Source organism: Paenibacillus ottowii (assembly GCF_050516475.1).
GTDB classification, from domain to species: domain Bacteria; phylum Bacillota; class Bacilli; order Paenibacillales; family Paenibacillaceae; genus Paenibacillus; species Paenibacillus ottowii.
Map to the genome: position 1 here is coordinate 1,145,384 of NZ_CP191577.1, position 17,514 is coordinate 1,162,897.

General features: G+C 43.6%; 14 protein-coding genes and 1 pseudogene. 2 read left to right on the top strand and 13 right to left on the bottom strand.

The features are described 5' to 3' along the window. Nucleotides 1-137: 137 nt before the first annotated feature. The 6 genes from yidD to adhE all read right to left on the bottom strand — a co-directional run bounded on the left by yidD (nucleotide 138) and on the right by adhE (nucleotide 9,645). Nucleotides 138-428: a membrane protein insertion efficiency factor YidD gene (gene yidD, locus ACQQ6X_RS05420; RefSeq protein WP_305164509.1), complete on the bottom strand. Its 291-nt coding sequence runs from the start codon at nucleotides 426-428 to the stop codon at nucleotides 138-140. Nucleotides 429-430: 2 nt separating this feature from the next. Further along, nucleotides 431-922 (bottom strand): Fur family transcriptional regulator, encoded by a 492-nt coding sequence (locus tag ACQQ6X_RS05425; protein WP_305164510.1) that lies wholly within the window; start codon nucleotides 920-922, stop codon nucleotides 431-433. 255 nt (nucleotides 923-1,177) lie between these two features. Continuing rightward, on the bottom strand, nucleotides 1,178-3,400 hold the full coding sequence (locus tag ACQQ6X_RS05430) for a copper amine oxidase N-terminal domain-containing protein (RefSeq protein WP_305164511.1): 2,223 nt from the start codon (nucleotides 3,398-3,400) through the stop codon (nucleotides 1,178-1,180). A gap of 229 nt (nucleotides 3,401-3,629) precedes the next feature. Next, entirely contained in the window at nucleotides 3,630-4,376 is a 747-nt protein-coding gene (gene pflA, locus ACQQ6X_RS05435; protein WP_305164512.1) for a pyruvate formate-lyase-activating protein, read from the bottom strand. A 66-nt stretch (nucleotides 4,377-4,442) separates the two neighbouring features. Next, nucleotides 4,443-6,704: a formate C-acetyltransferase gene (pflB, locus tag ACQQ6X_RS05440; RefSeq protein WP_305164513.1), complete on the bottom strand. Its 2,262-nt coding sequence runs from the start codon at nucleotides 6,702-6,704 to the stop codon at nucleotides 4,443-4,445. 328 nt (nucleotides 6,705-7,032) lie between these two features. Further along, nucleotides 7,033-9,645, bottom strand: a complete 2,613-nt coding sequence (adhE, locus tag ACQQ6X_RS05445) for a bifunctional acetaldehyde-CoA/alcohol dehydrogenase (RefSeq protein ID WP_305164514.1) — start codon at nucleotides 9,643-9,645, stop codon at nucleotides 7,033-7,035. Nucleotides 9,646-9,903: 258 nt separating this feature from the next. Here adhE and ACQQ6X_RS05450 point away from each other — a divergent pair, with 258 nt between their 5' ends. After that, a complete protein-coding gene (locus ACQQ6X_RS05450) occupies nucleotides 9,904-10,620 on the top strand; it encodes a Crp/Fnr family transcriptional regulator (protein WP_014599995.1) in 717 nt (238 codons plus the stop codon). Between the two features lie 215 nt (nucleotides 10,621-10,835). Here the strand turns inward: ACQQ6X_RS05450 and ACQQ6X_RS05455 are convergent. The 7 genes and pseudogenes from ACQQ6X_RS05455 to ACQQ6X_RS05485 all read right to left on the bottom strand — a co-directional run. Continuing rightward, nucleotides 10,836-11,332, bottom strand: a pseudogene (locus tag ACQQ6X_RS05455) (dioxygenase family protein); the annotation flags it as partial. A 627-nt stretch (nucleotides 11,333-11,959) separates the two neighbouring features. Next, a complete protein-coding gene (locus ACQQ6X_RS05460; protein WP_013371810.1) occupies nucleotides 11,960-12,304 on the bottom strand; it encodes a winged helix-turn-helix transcriptional regulator in 345 nt (114 codons plus the stop codon). A 241-nt stretch (nucleotides 12,305-12,545) separates the two neighbouring features. Continuing rightward, entirely contained in the window at nucleotides 12,546-13,277 is a 732-nt protein-coding gene (locus tag ACQQ6X_RS05465) for a ThuA domain-containing protein (RefSeq protein ID WP_305164516.1), read from the bottom strand. 20 nt (nucleotides 13,278-13,297) lie between these two features. Further along, nucleotides 13,298-14,266: a sugar phosphate isomerase/epimerase family protein gene (locus ACQQ6X_RS05470; protein ID WP_305164517.1), complete on the bottom strand. Its 969-nt coding sequence runs from the start codon at nucleotides 14,264-14,266 to the stop codon at nucleotides 13,298-13,300. Between the two features lie 78 nt (nucleotides 14,267-14,344). Beyond that, the gene (locus ACQQ6X_RS05475) at nucleotides 14,345-15,427 is read right to left on the bottom strand and encodes a Gfo/Idh/MocA family protein (RefSeq protein WP_305164518.1); all 1,083 of its coding nucleotides are present in this window, start codon (nucleotides 15,425-15,427) and stop codon (nucleotides 14,345-14,347) included. Beyond that, nucleotides 15,420-16,187 (bottom strand): sugar phosphate isomerase/epimerase family protein, encoded by a 768-nt coding sequence (locus ACQQ6X_RS05480; RefSeq protein WP_305164519.1) that lies wholly within the window; start codon nucleotides 16,185-16,187, stop codon nucleotides 15,420-15,422. Before ACQQ6X_RS05480 ends, ACQQ6X_RS05475 begins: the two co-directional genes overlap by 8 nt. Nucleotides 16,188-16,321: 134 nt before the next feature. Further along, nucleotides 16,322-16,543 carry a hypothetical protein gene (locus ACQQ6X_RS05485; protein ID WP_326400307.1) on the bottom strand — a complete coding sequence of 74 codons (222 nt, stop codon included), beginning with the start codon at nucleotides 16,541-16,543 and terminating at the stop codon, nucleotides 16,322-16,324. Between the two features lie 126 nt (nucleotides 16,544-16,669). Between ACQQ6X_RS05485 and ACQQ6X_RS05490 the strand changes: the two genes are divergently transcribed. Further along, entirely contained in the window at nucleotides 16,670-17,488 is an 819-nt protein-coding gene (locus tag ACQQ6X_RS05490; RefSeq protein WP_063213597.1) for an AraC family transcriptional regulator, read from the top strand. The last annotated feature ends 26 nt before the right edge of the window (nucleotides 17,489-17,514 follow it).

Here is a 17,514-nt window from a genome sequence, read left to right on the forward strand (position 1 = left end):
CTCCAGGACCATATTCAGGCTTCACTCCAGACCGGTTCTCAGCTCACTCCGGCTCTCTGCACTGGACGATTTACCCTACTCATCCCTTCACAGGAAAACAATATTAACCAAAATATAACCAAATCGGTGTGGTGCTGTCAAGTCAGACTCTTATCGGTATGGGTAGACACCCGATCTTTGTCAGACTGATCAATCCCTTTTTGGGCAGGCGGGACTAGATCTACGCCACCTGGATGAAATGGATGGCATTTAGCTATCCTCTTTGCAGCCAGCCATGAGCCTCTGAGGGCACCATGCACTTCTACCGCCTCCAGCGCGTACGCCGAACACGTTGGATAAAACCTGCAGGTAGCCGGCTTTAATGGTGAAATGTATGCACGATAAAACTGAATCGGGGCCTGTACCACTCTGCGTGTGGTAATTTTCATTTTTAGTATCCCCCGTGGCTGTGAGTGTGACTGCTCGTCTGTCTAAATCCCCCATCCGAATTGCTCTCAGTATGCCCATTTTTCTGTTGGCAATCTTTACAATAACCAAAAATTTCAAACTTATGCTCGACGATTTGGAATTGATCAGTCGGATCTGTCATTTGCATTGGACAAAAAGAAATCGGTAATGTTTTCTGACAGCTCAAGCAAATCATATGATGATGATGATGATGTTCATTACAGCTCACCTTGAACTTCATCCCATCCTCAAAAGATACCTGCTCCAGCACACCCAAATCCTGCATTACACGTAGATTACGATAGACTGTATCAAAGCTAAGACCGCTGTATTTCTTACCCATATATTCATAAACGTCTTTGGGGGACAGATACCCTTCATTCTCGGAAAATAACGTGGCCAACGTCTTGCGCTGATCCGTAATACGCAACCCCTGAGCGGACATCGTTGCGATAATTTCATCCTTTGTCAGCATGCGTTTCACCCTCCCCTGTCTATAGTTTCAGGTTTTCTGATGCAGGCTTAGGCTTGCATCTATTCATTATACCACGATTAAAGTCAATATTATAAGAGATATTCGCACTACTCATAAGAAAAAGACGTTCTCCAGTGCTACAACTAAGTTCGCAACGGGAGAACGTCTATATTCTGTAATGACATCGACTTTTAAAACGGTGAATGATGAGACTCAAAATGGTCTAAGCCGGTAAAAAGCACCGATTATTTCAAATTAATTTTTAATAGGTGGCATAGGCATTACTACTACGGAAACCGGCAGATTACTACCAGCAGCTGCAGTGAAATACATTTCTACACTTTCTTCAATATGACCTGTGCGATACAGTACACTCATTTCATTCGGAGCTTGCACAGAACCATTGGTTGGGATTCCCACAACTTGATTATTCACCATCGCATAGCCAGCATATTCGCCTCCACGTGGGTTAAATGTAATTAGTGAATATGGTGCTACGTGGTCCAATTTAACTTTATACACGACACCAAAGTTACCTGCATTGGAAGCAGAAGAACCGTCCAGACCGTCAGTACCAATCAGATTTGGGTCTACTTTATTATCACCAAGAACGATACGTTGAGCTGTCTTCCCAACCTCTTCGGTATAATTAAGCGAAATATCCGAATTCGCGTACGTTCCACGGTTATGAATACCGTCCTTAGGCAGTTTTGCCAGAGTAGGCAACGCAGTCAATGGATCTACATTTGCATCCAACACAACTACTGTATATTGAATAGGTTGATCCGTATACAAATCAGATAACAAAGAAATAACTTGTTTTTGCTTGATTTTTTGCGCGTTCAAATCCTCCAGAATAACACGACTTTCGCCTGGGTTCAGAACCGTGCTGGAACGTTTGCTTCCATCCAGCATAGATTGAAAATACCGTTGAATCGATACTTTACCCGCAGCTGTTGCAAATTCAGAAGGACCAGCAAACCCGGAATTTTCGACATTTATGTTGGTTGGAGCAAGATTGTTGTTCGTCGCAATCACGTACATCTTCACATCTCGACCTGTTTCGTTAACATGGTGGACGAGTATGCGCGTGCTGCCTGAGCCGGTTTCCTGATACACGATACCATCCTGGAACACACGCTCTGGGCTGTTAGCACGAATCAGAAGACGTGGTGAAGAAGTGCTTGTCACCGGAATAGTGGCCATAGTAGGCACCTGGCTGCCATCTACACTGTATTTATCGCCATATGGCGTGAAAATTTTGTTGAAGTCATCCTCGTTGTATAGTAATTCGTTCGTAATTTTAATTGTTTGATTTATGCTATTTGTTGCGCCGTGCTTATCAGTTACGGTCAGGGTAATTGTTACATCTCCTGGTTGGAAGAAAGCAAGTTTCTTATTCACCCACTCGCGCTTAGTAATAGCATTCTCATCATCAGTACTCAGGTCGGTAATAGTGATTTTTTCACCCATCTTGTACTCTTTTTTATCCGTTGTAAACAGAGCCACTGGCGGCTGATTTGGTGGTCTTACTGTAATTGTTACTGAGTAAGGATCACTCCAGTTTCCAGCAGAGTCAAGAACGGAATAGGTAACTACATATGTACCCGGCTCCTGAAATACGTCCTGCTTCCCTTCCCAACGCTGGTTCACAATCGGAAGACCTGTGGGAGAAGATTCCTTGGTCAAATACGTAACTTGGGTTTCACCTGCATAGATATCCTTTTGTTGAACCGTGAAAGAAGCTTTTGGTTTCTGATTCAAATCCATGATAACTTGTTTAGTCGTATTATTCACAGTATAAGGAATATTTAAGGCCTGTGTAATTGAGGTCAACGGCACCATAAATACGTTCTTTTGCTGGAAAGCCGGCCCCTTCATTTGTCTAGCCTCACCATTAACCGTATAAACCTTGCTGTCTGTTTTGAAGCGCAGAACATTTGTTCCTTGGGTGATTACAGTTTCTTTGGTGGCTGTGTCATAACTAAACTGCAATCCGACACGGCTGACAAGAGAACGAATAGCTACATAGGAAACTCCGTCCTTGACGGTCATCGGCTGAGTTGCCGTATATACCTGTCCGTTTTGTTCCATTTTAGCACTGTTCAAATACAAAATCAGTTGATTCGCATTCATGGATGTAGGAGCTCCACCAGGATTGGTGATTGTTCCGTCTCCACTGTATACATCATTAGTTACGTTCGATCCGTTAGTGGTATCTGTAGGCAGACCAGTCATTGGATCATTGGATACACCTGTGTTACCAGATGTTACCGTATTATTGGTTGTGCTTGTTCCACCTTGATCTCCAGTACTATTCTGACCGCCGGAATCAGCGACATTGGTCTGAGCCTGCTGTGCGTTAACCGAATCGGTGGATTGAACAGTTGTTGATGCTGCTTCTGCTCCTACAGGGGCTACTGCGGCCACCTGAGCTACCGCCAGGGCGGTGAGCATGGTCCATTTCTTGAAATTCATTGTCTGTCTCCTTCTATCCCCAAATTATTATCATTCCCGTGAAAAGTCATACTATTAGACGCGACAGCTGCTAAAAAGTTTCAGGAAATTTTGACGATCATGAAAAAAAGGGAACTTTCCCCTGTGACTGCAAAAATTCAACAACAAAAAACCGCCGTCCATCTGATCTGATGTGGCGGCGGCTTCACAATCTGAAAGTAGTTCTGACCCATTTGCTTTTTGATGGACGTTAGGTAGCGTTTGTTCCTGCAGTCTCTAGACGGCCTTCCTCAATAAGTCGGTAAGCACGTTGAACTTCTTTATCTGTTGGAGACGGAACTCCCTCCAGCGGATATGCCTTACCGAGCATTTCCCATTTATAAACACCCATTTGATGGTAAGGTAAAATTTCGAATTTCTCGACTCCGTTCAGCGTTCCAATGAACCGTCCCAAATTGAGTAGATCTTGCTCGTCGTCATGAATACCTGGTACAAATACGTGTCTAATCCACATTTTGCGCCCTTGCTCAGACAACCAGCGGGCCGTACTTAACATACGGTCGTTGGATTTGCCTGTAAGCTTAATATGCTTATCGTTATCGATGTGCTTAATATCCAGTAACACCAAGTCCGTTACATCCAGCAGATCATGGATGCGGGCCGCATCATTAAAGCCGTTACTGTCCAATGTCGTGTGCAAATTCCAGCGACGCTTCACTTCCCTGAACAGCTCTGCTACAAAATGAGCTTGCAGTGTCGGTTCTCCACCGGATACGGTTAATCCGCCTCCCGAAGAGCGGTAATAGGCTAAATACGGCTCAATCTCAGCCAATACTTCTTCTAGCGTCATCGGATTACCTTCATTCAAGGCCCAAGTGTCTGGATTATGACAATATTGACATTTCAACAAGCATCCTTGCATAAAGAGCACGAAGCGGATGCCGGGACCATCGACGGTCCCGAAGGTTTCCAATGAGTGTATGTGACCTTTCAACATGTTGCATCATCCTTCCCGCATCCGCTATGCGTGCGTCATTGTAATATTGGGTATTGTAAAACTTGTTTACATTGTACCGTGGAAAGTACGGTTAATAACATCCAATTGTTGCTCACGAGTCAGCTTGATAAAGTTAACGGCATAGCCGGAAACACGAATCGTAAGTTGTGGATAGTTTTCTGGGTGTTCCATTGCATCCAATAGTTGTTCACGAGCAAACACATTGACATTCAGATGATGCGCGTGGCTTCCAAAGTAGCCATCCATCATTGAAACAAGGTTTGTTTTGCGTGTTTCTTCCTCTTTACCCAGTGCTTTAGGCACAATGGAGAAGGTGTTGGAGATACCATCCAGGCTGTGTTCATATGGCAATTTGGCTACAGAACTCAGAGATGCCAAAGCGCCTTTTTTGTCACGACCATGCATTGGGTTTGCGCCTGGTGCGAACGGTTCGCCTGCTTTACGTCCATCAGGTGTTGTACCTGTTTTCTTACCGTACACCACGTTGGAAGTAATGGTCAGTACGGATTGAGTAGGAACCGCATTACGATAAGCTTTATGCTTGCGAATCATGCTCATGAAAGTTTCTACCAATTCTACAGCGATAGTATCTACGCGGTCATCGTTGTTACCGTAGCAAGGATATTCGCCTTGGATTTCAAAATCGACAGCAATTCCTTTTTCGTTACGGATTGGTTTAACTTTTGCATATTTAATGGCGCTCAAGGAGTCAGTCGCAACTGATAGACCCGCAATACCACAAGCCATGGTACGAAGAATATCACGGTCATGCAACGCCATTTCAATGCGTTCGTAGCTATATTTATCATGCATATAGTGAATAACATTCAAAGTGTTCATGTACAGTTTTGCCAGCCATTCCATCATAGGTTTGAAACGGCTCAACACTTCTTCGTAATCCAGCACTTCACTTGTAATAGCAGGGAACTCAGGTCCTACTTGAACGCCAGATTTTTCATCCTTACCGCCATTAATGGCGTACAACAGAGCTTTTGCCAAGTTGGCACGAGCCCCAAAGAATTGCATTTGTTTACCGATTCTCATAGCGGATACACAACAAGCAATACCATAATCATCGCCATAGATTGGACGCATCAGATCGTCATTTTCATATTGAATGGAGCTAGTTTCAATAGAAACTTTTGCACAATATTTCTTAAAGCCTTCAGGCAACTTTTCTGACCACAGTACAGTCAAGTTAGGTTCTGGAGCAGGCCCTAAGTTGTACAGTGTGTGTAAGAAGCGGAAGCTGTTTTTGGTAACACGAGTTTCTCCAGTGACAGACATACCACCGATGGATTCTGTTACCCAAGTTGGGTCACCACTGAACAGTTCGTTGTAATCAGGTGTACGCAGGAACTTAACAATACGCAGTTTCATAACAAAATGGTCGACCAGTTCCTGAGCTTGTTCTTCGTTCAGTGCACCTTCCTCAAGATCACGTTGTGTATAAATATCAAGGAATGAAGATACACGTCCCAAGGACATTGCTGCACCATTTTGTTCTTTAATCGCTGCCAGATATCCGAAATATACCCATTGGAAAGCTTCTTTTGCATTGTTAGCTGGTTTGGAGATATCGAAACCATGGTCAGCAGCCATTTGTTTCAATTCATTCAAAGCACGAATTTGTTCGGAAATTTCCTCACGCAGACGAATTACGTCTTCTTCCATGGAATCAACTTCAAGGCTCTTCAATTGAAGTTTTTTATCTTGGATCAAGAAGTCTGCACCATACAGAGCTACGCGACGATAGTCACCGATGATACGACCACGGCCGTATGCATCTGGCAGACCAGTAATGATACCAGCTCTACGAGCCGCTCTCATTTCATCTGTATAAGCGTCAAATACACCTTGGTTGTGCGTTTTACGAATATGAGTGAAAATGTCTACAATGCTTTGTGGCACTTCAAAACCATAGGCTTTGCAAGCATCGATCATCATCCGGATTCCACCGAACGGTTGCAAGGAACGTTTGAATGGAGCATCTGTTTGTACACCGACAATTTGTTCTTTGTCCTTGTCCAAGTAGCCTGGTTTATGTGAAATAATGGTGGATGGCGTATTTACGTCTACATCAAGCACACCGCCGTTTGCCAACTCTTTTTTAGTAAGGTCAGATACAATTTCCCACAGTGCAGTTGTGTTGGCAGTAGGGCCAACCAAAAATTCTTCATTGCCAACATAAGGTGAGATATTGGTTTCAATAAAATCGTTGACGTTAACTTCTCTAGTCCATTTTCCTTTTTTAAAACCTCTCCAGCCAGATTGTTGCTCTTGTAATTCTCTCTCAATCACCGACATGTAAATCCCTCCAAATTGTTTGGTCTTCCGGACTTGTGATTTTTTTCACGTTAAAACTATTTCTTGAGCCCGGCCTTTTCACCGATGCCTTACGCTCAGTGTCGGGACCTTTCTTACACTCTTATTGTAGAATAATGATAGAGTGTAGTATGTGATAAAAATCACATTATGAGTGATTTTTATCACTTTATTTTCCCTAGCTTCACGCTTATATCTATAGCCTAGCCGTTCACCTCCCTTCCCAAACCAACAGGCTCTCTATATAGAGAGCCTGCATCGGTTTTGTACGGGAAAATGCTCTGTTACAAGCCTCTTCTTACCTATTATATTATTGGTCGAAGCGTCCGTAGAAGGCGTTGCGGTATACATCAGCCAATTCAGTAACCAGCGGCAGCTTTGGATTCGCAGTTGTACATTGATCCTCAAAAGCACGGTCAGCCAGATAATCTACACGTGATTCAAAATCTTTCGGATCGAAACCAAGTTGTTGGAACGATTCCTCGATACCGAGTGTTTTGTTCAACTTACGAATCGCATCGATCAGGCTGTTAACCCCTTCTTCAGTGGTACGTGCAGGCAGTCCAAGTATGCGTGCAATTTCTGCATAACGCTCATCTGCAACAAAGTGCGAATATTTAGGGAACGAAGCAAATTTTGTCGGTTTTTTCGCATTGTAGCGAATAACGTGCGGCAGCAAGATAGCATTCGTGCGACCGTGAGCCGTATGGTATTGTCCGCCCCATTTATGTGCAAGACTGTGGTTAATACCCAAGAATGCATTAGCAAACGCCATACCTGCAAGTGTAGAAGCATTGTGCATTTTTTCGCGAGCCAACTTGTCGCCGATCAGAGCCGATTGCTCCAAGTATTGGAATACGAGCTGAATCGCTTTAATTGCCAGACCGTCTGTGTAATCATTAGCCATTACAGACACGTAAGCCTCGATCGCATGTGTCAGAACGTCCATACCAGTATCCGCTACAGCTGTTTTAGGCAGCGAATATACAAATTCAGGGTCAATAATTGCCACATCAGGAGTCAACTCATAGTCAGCCAGTGGGTATTTGGTGTTACCCAGGTTTTTGTCTGTAATTACTGCAAACGATGTAACTTCCGAACCTGTACCCGAGGTTGTAGGGATAGCTACAAATTGTGCTTTTTGTCCCAGACGTGGGTACTTGTAAATCCGTTTACGGATATCCATGAATTTTTGTTTCAAGTTATTGAAATCAGTATCTGGATATTCATAGAACAGCCACATGCCTTTAGCTGCATCCATTGGCGAACCGCCACCCAGTGCGATGATGCAATCCGGTTGGAAGCGTCTCATCATTTCAGTACCGCGTTCTACGGTAACTGTCGATGGATCTGGTTCAACTTCAGAGAACACTTCAATCGCTACTGGTGTTTGACGCTGATGCAAATAATGAATAACGCGATCCACATATCCGAGTTTCACCATCATAGGGTCAGTAATAATGGCTACACGTGTGATATCAGGCATTTTAGCAAGATATTGTGTCGAATTTTTCTCAAAATAGATTTTGGAAGGTACTTTGAACCATTGCATATTCACCGTCCGTTTCGCCACCCTTTTCACATTAATCAAGTTAACTGCCGATACGTTCGACGAAGTCGAGTTACGACCGTACGAGCCGCAACCAAGTGTCAACGAAGGAAGGTTGGTGTTGTAAATATCACCGATTGCACCATGTGTGGAAGGTGCATTTACAATGATACGTCCTGTTTGCAAACGGTTTGCGAACCGAGCAATAACGTCCTCATCTTGCGAATGGATAGCTGACGAGTGACCCATACCGCCGAATTCTACGACTTCAGCAGCACGTTGGATACCTTGCTCTGCATTTTTTACTTTGTAGCAAGCCAATACTGGACTCAATTTTTCCGCAGACAATGGGTATTTGGTTCCTACCCCTTCAATTTCAGCGACCAAAATCTTTGTTCCTGCTGGGACTGTAATGCCGCTCATTTCAGCAATTTTTACAGCAGATTGTCCGACGATGGCCGGGTTCACTGCACATTTTTCTACATTCATAGCTCCTTGAGTGAGCTTAGCTGCTTCTTCTTTATTTACAAAGTAGCAACCATTAGCAATCATCAATTTTTTCACTTGCTCGAAGATTGGCTCTTCGATAATTACAGCTTGCTCCGAAGCACAGATCATACCGTTATCAAAAGATTTGGAAAGGATAAGATCGTTCACAGCTTGCTTGATATCGGCTGTTTTTTCAATAAAGCAAGGTACGTTACCAGGACCTACGCCTAATGCAGGTTTACCACAACTATATGCTGCCTTAACCATGCCTGATCCACCAGTTGCCAAAATCAATGCTACATCAGGGTGGTTCATCAGTACATTTGTTTTATCCATCGAAGGTGCTTCAATCCATTGGATGCAATCAGCTGGAGCACCATGTTTAACAGCTGCTTCAAGCAGGATACGGGCTGCTTCAGCACTACACGATTGAGCAGATGGATGGAAGCCGAAAATGATTGGGTTACGTGTTTTAATGGCAATTAACGCTTTGAACATTGTAGTTGAAGTCGGGTTTGTCACTGGAGTGATCCCCATAATGATGCCGACTGGCTCTGCAATCTTTTGGAAGCTATCGAAATCATTATCTTCAATGACACCAACAGTCTTCTCATTTTTGATGCTGTGATAGATATATTCTGTTGCAAACATGTTTTTGGTGATTTTGTCCTCGTACACACCACGTCCTGTTTCTTCAACAGCCAGCTTCGCCAGATGCATATGTTTATCCATCCCTGCGAGTGCCATAGCTTGTACGATTTCGTCAATCTGTTCCTGATTCATACTCATGAAAGCTTGCTGTGCCCGGTTCGCCCGGTCAATCAGCGTTTGAATATACTGCTCTGCGCTTTGCTCTTTTTGGATAACCTCGTTTTTAACAGCCATTTCCCTCATCCTCCTGTTATCTCGTGTACTATCTCTTGTTCACGCACTGATCGTAACACAGCTTTCTAAGATATTTTGTGATTTTTTTCACAATCTATTTAAAATTTTATTTTATGACGTGAATTAAATCACAAAGTTTGGAATTCTGCCACTTTTACCCCCTCTTCTTGCCCCAAAAACTCATTGCACAGGTATATAATGAATTTGAATTGATCAAGTTGCAGATAAAAAACATAGGATACAAAGGGGAAATGGACGATGAGAAACCCTACAAATGTAATGGAAGCCCGCGGCAACACCTGTTGCTTCTCGGAGGCCAGCTTCAACCGGTTGCAAGTGATGATGAAAGATCGAGTTATGCCAGAAAGCTCGCATTTGTTCTGGGAAGGAGATACAGCGGATAAGCTGTTTTATATTAAGCGCGGACGCGTAAAGGTAACCAAAACAACGGATGAAGGCAAGGAACTTATTCTATATATGTATCAAAGCGGCGATCTTGTGGGCCAAGCCGATCCATTTTTCGGTACCAAGCATTCCTTTTCTGCTGAGGTACTGGAGGATAGTGATATTGGCGTAATCGATCATACCGATTTGGAGCTGCTTATTTGTCAGCATTGTGATTTTGCGATTGACTTTATGAAATGGATGGGTTCTCATCACCGCATTACTCAGACCAAGTTCCGCGATTTGATGATGTACGGTAAGCCTGGCGCTCTATGCTCAACACTCATCCGACTATGCAATACCTATGGTGAGCCTCACGGCGACTATATCCTAATTCATAAAAAGATTACTCATACTGACTTATCTAATATGATTGGTGCTACTCGGGAAAGCGTAAATCGGATGCTCAGTGATCTGCGTAAGAAAAATGCAGTAGAGTACGATAATGGCATGATCGTTGTTAAGGATTTGGAAATGCTGCAAGGCGTCTGCCACTGTGAATTATGCCCACGTGAGATTTGCCGGATATAATAAAATTATTTTTTTAGTAAAAGGGAGTGTTATAAGCCTTTATTAGCTTATAACACTCCCTAAATTAATTCCACTCCCCCACTTTTAGGAGAACTTCTTCTGTCCCACACTCCTTAAAAACTGCAAGCATAGATAACTTAAATTCCCCAGTTCATAGCTTCTACGGATAACCTTAGCTTTATTTGCAGGATTGCCACTCCACATTTAACAAAACGCAGATTATGAACAATCACGCTACTGCCAATGACCAGAATATATTGTTCCCCCAATCCAAACTGCACTTCACCAAGGCAAACTGTGCTTAGGTCGAAGGTATGGAATTACGGAAATCAGAACTATCGGAATGTCTGCTTTAGAATACATACGATACAACAATGTCCACGAGCCATAATTCAGCCCCTCCCCCGATCCGTTTGTATATCGATTCCTTTTTGCTCTTATAACTTTTTTTAGTTTGTCAACTAGTTCAACAGAACCATGTGCTGGATATTTCACTTCGTACAGTTCGGGCGGAAAGCCTCCAAAGTCATAAATTGCTTCGTACTCACCATCCATTGAACTGATCGTTAACACTCGTGTCTCCCAATGAGCTGTAAAGAGAACTATTGTCTTAGGGCGAACACTTTTCCTAACTGCTCTAAAAATGGGTATATTCTGTCTGTTCGCTAGCAAGCATAGGTAATCCGTAAGTTAAAAATAAAGATAGAGTAATGTCAATATAAATCTCAACATATACTTAAAGATCAGCAATTCTTTAAATAAAGATTGAAGTAGGTACAAAGTCATAGTAATATGTAACTAATAAATTTAAAAATGTTATAACACTTTCGATACAAAGGACTGGTTTCTATGGAGATACATACTTCCAATTGCCCAAAATGCGGTTCCGTTTTCCGTCAAAATCTTAGAAACCTGTGCACTACTTGTATCCAGGAAGAAAATATATTCTTTGACCGCTGTTCTAACTATCTATGGAAGCATCCTTCTACTCATACCCGCCAACTCAGTGATGTGACCGGCACCCCAATGGATTTGCTCATAGATTGGGTAAGAACAGGCAAGTTTCCCTCCACATATAGTCAGCTTGATTATCCTTGTGAGTCCTGCCGTTCTCCTATTTATGCGGGAAGACTTTGCCACTCGTGCCTAGGTACATTTCGCTCAGCTGCGCTGGATATTCAATCCCGTGTCCCCCGCCGTACAACAGCCGGAGTATTCTCAGTTGCAGGGCATGCCAAAAGCTATTGAGCCGTGCCCATCTATCACAAAAAATAAAAAAACAGCCTTTTTCCTAGGAAAAGGCTGTTTTGCTATGAGAAACACTTAATGAGTTTGGTGATCATCTAATCCATTCCTCAGCCCAAAATTGAATCTGTTCCATAACTGGCTGAAGCGCACGACCTTTGGTCGTTAGTTCATATTCAATGCGGACAGGAGTTTCCGGGTATACATGACGTGTAAGGATTCCCTCATTTTCCAGATCCTTCATCCGCTCTGATAACATTTTGTCACTCATTGTGGGAATCAGATTGGAAATATCCTTAAACCGCTTGGGACCGCTCATCATGGATTGAATAATCAATCCATTCCAACGCTTACCCAGACATGAAAAGGCGGTTTCAAAACGCGGACACATTTTTGTAAATTGCGGTTGACTCTCCAAATTTTTCACCTTCTTTTGCATTTCGGTTTGATAAAGCTTTCCTTTTGTTAGTATATATCATTTTAGCATACTTTATCCCGAAAGAAAACACTTTCTTAAATTTAATACCTGCGCTGATAAAGTTGCCGTGACCAAAACTGATTATACAACAAACCAATACGACAGGTATATGTCTAAATCGTTAAATACAAAAAAAGCGGAATCCCCAGAGATTCCGCCTGTAAACCCTATTTATAGAAAGTCATAAATATGTGATCATTAACTATACCAACACTCCACCTAGAGGTCTTACTGGTTCACTTCTCCCATATTCTGGTTTTTTGTTACTTGTCGGAGAAGCCCAACGAATACTGTTAGCAATGACCTTCAAAATATCAGGCTGGTAATAAGTCGGATAGGTTTCATGCCCAGGTCTGAAATAAAATATTTTACCGCTGCCTCGGTAGAAGGTACATCCCGTTCTAAATACTTCGCCGCCTTCAAAGTTACTGATAAAGACCAGTTCATCCGGCGTTGGAATATCAAAGAACTCACCATACATCTCTTCTTGCTCTAAGAGAATTTTGGCGTTTATTCCTTCCACAATGGGATGTGATGGATTTACCGACCAAATAATCTCCTGCTCGCCTGCAACTCTCCATTTTAAATCACAACTGGTTCCCATCAAAGCTTTAAATGGCTTGGAAAAATGACCTGAGTGCAGAACGATGAGGCCCATTCCTTCCTGCACACGCTTGACAACACGCGCTGTAACTTCATCGCTCACCTGATCGTGGGCTTTATGTCCCCACCACAGCAGCACATCTGTGGAATTGAGGATTTCTTCTCCCAAACCATGCTCGGCATCATCACGCAGGGTGGCTGTTCGGATGGTAAAACCCTCATCTGCTAAGCCGTCAGCCAACGCCTGGTGTATACCGTTAGGATAAATCCGCTTGGCTTCATCATTTAACTTCTCATTTAGAAATTCATTCCAAATGGTGACGTTAATCATCCATAGTTCCCCCTATTAGGTTAGACCCACCACATCTCGCTCAGCGGTTCCTCAATCAGGACCTGGCGAAGATTATGAACAGCCTTAGTAAAGCCTTCTTCCACAGACATCAAACCATCTTCATGCTCAATACTCACTACATAATCGTATCCCACCAGACGCAGAGCACTGATAATATCTGCCCAGGTTTTTACATCATGCCCATAGCCCACGGTGCGGAACTGCCATGCTCGATCTAACATATTTGTATATTCCTGCATATCGGTAAGTCCGTATTTATTAACATTGATCGGATCAATCGTCGTATCCTTGGCATGGAAATGGTGAATGGCACCCTCTCGGCCTAAAATTTGAACCGCCTGTACGGGATCAATCCCCTGCCACCACATATGGCTCGGATCTAGGTTAGCACCAATGACCTCTCCCACCGCTTCACGCAAACGAAGCAAGGTTGCTGGTGTATGAACGGAGAAGCCTCCGTGTAACTCCAGTCCTATTTTAACATGATGATCTGCTGCAAATTTACCCATTTCAGTCCAGTAAGGAATAATTTTATTCTCCCATTGCCACTTTAACACTTCCTGAAAATCATTAGGCCACGGAGCCACGGGCCAGTTCGGATACTTCGCGTCCTCGTGATCCCCCGGACAGCCTGAGAAAGTGTTCACGACAGGAACTTCCAGCTTTTCTGCCAATCGGACGGTCTTCAAAAATGCATCATGATCAGCCTGTGCCAAATGCTTTTGCGGATGAAGCGGATTACCATGACAGCTAAGCGCGCTAATCGTCAGTCCCCGGGATTCTACTGCCTTTTTAAAATTTTTAAGCGCTGTATCGTTCTCCAGCAACTCATCCGGCTTACAGTGCTTATCCCCAGGATTTCCGCCTGTTCCGATTTCTACAGCATCCAATCCCTGAGAAGCCACATAATCCAGCGCCTCCTCCAGCGAACGTCCACCGAACAACACCATAAATACTCCAAGTTTCAAAAGAATTCCCTCCCTGTATCATATGTGAAATAAGCTGCTTTCATTATAGTGATCGTCTATTTGGGATCATTACGAGGCTTAGCCAAAGTAGACTGCTTTCCCCGTGCGGGCCGATTCGTAGATAGCTTCCAAAATTTCAGTAACCACCAGTGCCTGCTCCGGCTTCACAAGGAGTTCTTTGTCGTCCAGAATAGATTCAATCCAAAGGCGGGCTTCGCGGTCTGCTTCATTTTCCGTTTCACCGGAGTAAAAGGCCACTCCTCCTGCATCCAGATCTATTTTCGTATCAAACAAGCGGCTGTTCTTTTCCCCATTAATGCGTAATCCATCCTGCATATCTGCTCCACCTTCGGTACCGCATAACAACGTCTTGGCTTCACCAAACTCGACAACATTTAATGCCCAGCTGGATTCTAATACAATCGTAGCTCCATTGTGCATAGTGATGAACCCAAAAGCCGAGTCTTCTACTTTAAATTCCTCAGGATTCCACGGTCCAAAAGCGTTTGCTGCATTTTTTCGATCCCCCAGTTTATGGAAGGTTGAGCCTAGCACGCTTTTAGGCTTGTAATTATCCATCAGCCAGAGTGTCAAGTCGAGTGCATGTGTGCCGATATCAATCAGCGGACCACCGCCCTGTTTCTCTTCATCCAAAAATACTCCCCAGGTCGGAACCGCACGGCGGCGTAGAGCAATGGCTTTGCCGAGATAAATCTCACCAAGCTCTCCTTGCTCAACCAATTGCTTCAGATACAGACTGTCATCACGATAACGGTTTTGATAAGCAATGGATAACTTTTTGCCTGTACGGTTGGCTGCATCAAGCATTTCCCGTGCTTGCTCAGCAGTTTTAGCCATCGGCTTTTCACATAGTACATGCTTACCTGCCTCAAGCGCCGCTACCGTAATTTCCGAGTGCGAATCGTTAGGGGTACATACATGTACGACTTCAATACCTTTATTTTCTAGCAACTGACGGTAATCGCTATAAACTTGCGACCCTTCAGTACCATACTTTGCAGCAGCCTCTTCAGCACGTTCCTGTATAATGTCACAAAAAGCAATGATTTCCGCTCTCTTTTGCTTGGCGAGACTCGGCAAATGTTTGCCGTTGGCAATGCCCCCACAACCGATAATCCCGATCTTGAGTGTTTTAGACATGAATATTTCCTCCTTGAGCTGCGTATTGTTGGAGCCACTTCATACTGGTTTCAATGCTTTCGATTGGAGGATTGGAGCTGAAATCCTGTTCCACTACAACCCAATCCACACCTGCTTCAATAGCGGCGTCTGTAATGGCCTGAAGCTGCACTTCTCCTTTGCCTAACTCTACAGTAACTGCTTTTTGCTGCTCGTCGCGTGCCATATCCTTCAAGTGAATGATAGGCAGGCGTCCACGATATCGTCCGATGTATTCCACTGGATCATAGCCACCATAGTATACCCAACAAGTATCCATTTCGACCTGTAACAAATCATCAGAAACCGCATCATATAAAGCATCGAATACCGGTCGATCATTGATTTTCTCCGTTAGTTCAAAATCATGATTATGATAAGCCAGTACCAATCCATGTTCTTTTACTTTTTTACCAATATGGTTCAGATTAACAAAAAGGCCATCCCACTTTCGCTCTTCTTCGGTTAAATAAGGAATAATTAGGTACTTGTTGCCCAATTCTTTATGATATGCAATTTCTTCATCCAAATGATCCAGTAAGCGAGTGTATTGTATATGGGTTCCGACAACCTCCAGATCCAGTTCATCCAAAAGCGCTCTGACATCCTTGGCACTGCGTCCGAAGAAGCTATGGAATTCAACCCCTTTATAGCCCAGCTCAGCCACCTTGCGTAATGTACCTTCAAAATCCTGCTCAAGCTCTTCCCTAACTGTGTATAATTGCAATCCTACTTTAGTCAATCCCCTTCACCTCTTCGTTAGGATGAATTTCTGTCCTATCTGTTCCATTACACATACTTGCCCGCCTTCGGTATCACACATCTGCGGTGCATGGCTGCCAGGCACCGGCAGAAAAATGCAAGCTCCCTCTCAGGCTAGTGCAGCAATCCATCTGCTTTGTATACGTTTTCAACACTCCATTCATCGGCCCTTCTTGGTCCTCTCACCTCATAGATCAGCAAAGGCCACCATTCCAATAAGCGATTTGGTTGGAGAATTTTAAGATATACCAAGCTAATGTTACCGCAGCCGATATTCGAGGATTGATTCGCTCTACAGTCTTCACACTCCTTGGCCTCTAACGTGTGCTTTCTCATCTAACATGTAAGCTTTACAGTTCACATGGTATTCTATTTTGCTTTCGTTTAAAATGAATAATATGATTAAAACATGAACAATCTGGTCAATATTTGAAACAGCCAAGTGCCAAAGGAGTCATCATCATGTCTATTGTTGAGCCTTGCCAGGTTCTTACCGCAGGCTATTCCTTCCACCGTAAGCCCTTTTATTCAAACCAGCCTGATGGAATCAAAAATTATTTATTCCGACTGCAAACAGATGGACGCTGCCAAGCACGCATTGACGGGAAAATGACACGGATTGAGGCAGGTGACCTGCTGCTATTCAATCCTACCGAGCCTTATGAACTGGATATTCACAGTGAGCTGAACCCCATGGGAGAGCAGGTTGTAGAAAGTGGGGATTATCATATTTTTTTCGGTGGTCCCTGGGTAGATGAGTGGTGGAATCATCACAAACGGCCCAACCGAATTAAGGTCCAGCTCACAGAAGCCCTGCTTGGCTTATTTCGTCAGCTAGTGCTGGAGCAGCGACGTATTTCTAATCCTTACCCGGAAATATCAAGCTATTACATACGCATTTTATGCTTGGAGTTTGACCGTATATTATCGGAGCAGCCCATTGCTACTCATCATAATTATCTTGCTTATCAGATAAAAAATTATATTGAAGAAAATGCATCCTCTAATTTTAAGCTGGAGGATGTATCTTCACACGTCGGAATCAGCGTATCCCGAGCGGTACACCTGTTTAAGGAAACGTTCGATACGAGCATTATGCAGTACACACTGGACATCAGGCTCAACATGGCAAGGGAGCGTATCATTTTCAGTCCCATGTCATTGGAACAAGCCGCAGAATCGTCAGGATTTGCAAACTACACATACTTCCACCGTGTATTTCGTTCCCGATTCGGTATGTCGCCTAAGGAATTTAGACTGATTCACCGCGAACAATTGTAGAAAAAGAGAGCGTTCAGGCGAACGCT

What these genes read in the sequence shown, in the direction of transcription:
- adhE (WP_305164514.1), bottom strand. Translation starts at nt 9,645, where the DNA reads ATGGCTGTTAAAAACGAGGTTATCCAAAAAGAGCAAAGCGCAGAGCAG.
- pflA (WP_305164512.1), bottom strand. Translation starts at nt 4,376, where the DNA reads ATGTTGAAAGGTCACATACACTCATTGGAAACCTTCGGGACCGTCGAT.
- ACQQ6X_RS05490 (WP_063213597.1), top strand. Translation starts at nt 16,670, where the DNA reads ATGTCTATTGTTGAGCCTTGCCAGGTTCTTACCGCAGGCTATTCCTTC.
- ACQQ6X_RS05460 (WP_013371810.1), bottom strand. Translation starts at nt 12,304, where the DNA reads ATGCAAAAGAAGGTGAAAAATTTGGAGAGTCAACCGCAATTTACAAAA.
- ACQQ6X_RS05485 (WP_326400307.1), bottom strand. Translation starts at nt 16,543, where the DNA reads ATGAGAAAGCACACGTTAGAGGCCAAGGAGTGTGAAGACTGTAGAGCG.
- yidD (WP_305164509.1), bottom strand. Translation starts at nt 428, where the DNA reads ATGAAAATTACCACACGCAGAGTGGTACAGGCCCCGATTCAGTTTTAT.
- ACQQ6X_RS05425 (WP_305164510.1), bottom strand. Translation starts at nt 922, where the DNA reads ATGCTGACAAAGGATGAAATTATCGCAACGATGTCCGCTCAGGGGTTG.
- ACQQ6X_RS05430 (WP_305164511.1), bottom strand. Translation starts at nt 3,400, where the DNA reads ATGAATTTCAAGAAATGGACCATGCTCACCGCCCTGGCGGTAGCTCAG.
- ACQQ6X_RS05465 (WP_305164516.1), bottom strand. Translation starts at nt 13,277, where the DNA reads ATGATTAACGTCACCATTTGGAATGAATTTCTAAATGAGAAGTTAAAT.
- pflB (WP_305164513.1), bottom strand. Translation starts at nt 6,704, where the DNA reads ATGTCGGTGATTGAGAGAGAATTACAAGAGCAACAATCTGGCTGGAGA.
- ACQQ6X_RS05450 (WP_014599995.1), top strand. Translation starts at nt 9,904, where the DNA reads ATGAGAAACCCTACAAATGTAATGGAAGCCCGCGGCAACACCTGTTGC.
- ACQQ6X_RS05475 (WP_305164518.1), bottom strand. Translation starts at nt 15,427, where the DNA reads ATGTCTAAAACACTCAAGATCGGGATTATCGGTTGTGGGGGCATTGCC.